This window comes from Priestia sp. BR_2, from assembly GCF_041954005.1.
GTDB lineage: Bacteria > Bacillota > Bacilli > Paenibacillales > Paenibacillaceae > Paenibacillus_AQ > Paenibacillus_AQ lautus_A.
Genome location: NZ_JAVFHM010000172.1, coordinates 1 through 685, shown reverse-complemented (window position 1 = coordinate 685; position 685 = coordinate 1). Strand labels below are relative to the sequence as shown.

The 685-nt window shown below is 54.3% G+C and carries 1 pseudogene; it reads right to left on the bottom strand.

The features are described from left to right. Nucleotides 1–545: pseudogene (locus RB298_RS08610) on the bottom strand (hypothetical protein); the annotation flags it as partial. Nucleotides 546–685 lie beyond the last annotated feature (140 nt).

The window sequence follows — 685 nt, the reverse complement described above, 5'->3', positions numbered from 1 at the left end:
ATTGTATGTAGAGTCATAGATATCATCAGGGTTATGTGGTTACCGCTGCAATGTGCGCGTCTGGTCTGACTGATCATCTTCCTTGTCACTGTTACGCCTGTTACTATCTGGGCTCCGGTTCCTCCTCTTTCTCCTGTTGCTCCTGTTTCTCCGGTTGCCCCTGTTTCTACCGTTGCTCCCGTTGCCCCTGTGCTTCCCGGTGCCCCAGTTACTCCTGTTGCTCCTGTTGCTCCTGTTACTCCGGTTGCTCCTGTTACTCCTGTTGCTCCCGTTGCTCCGGTTGCACCAGTTACTCCTATTGCTCCCGTTGCTCCCGTTGCCCCTGTTACTCCTGTTGCTCCTGTTACCCCCGTTGCTCCCGTTACCCCTGATGCTCCTGTTACCCCTGTTGCTCCTGTTACCCCTGTTACTCCTTTTGCTCCTGTTGCTCCTCTTTCTCCTGTTGCTCCTGTTGCTCCGGTTGCCCCTGTTACTCCCGTTGCTCCCGTTGCTCCTGTGACTCCCGTTGCCCCAGTTACTCCTGTCGCTCCGGTTCCTCCTGTCACCCCGATTCCCCTTGTTCCTCCTGTTGCTCCCTTTGCTCCGGTTGCACCAGTTACTCCTATTTCTGTCTCTTATACTAATCTCCGAGCCCCCTAGCCGGAGCTACATCTATTCTTCCTTCTTCTGCCTGTCAAACAGACTA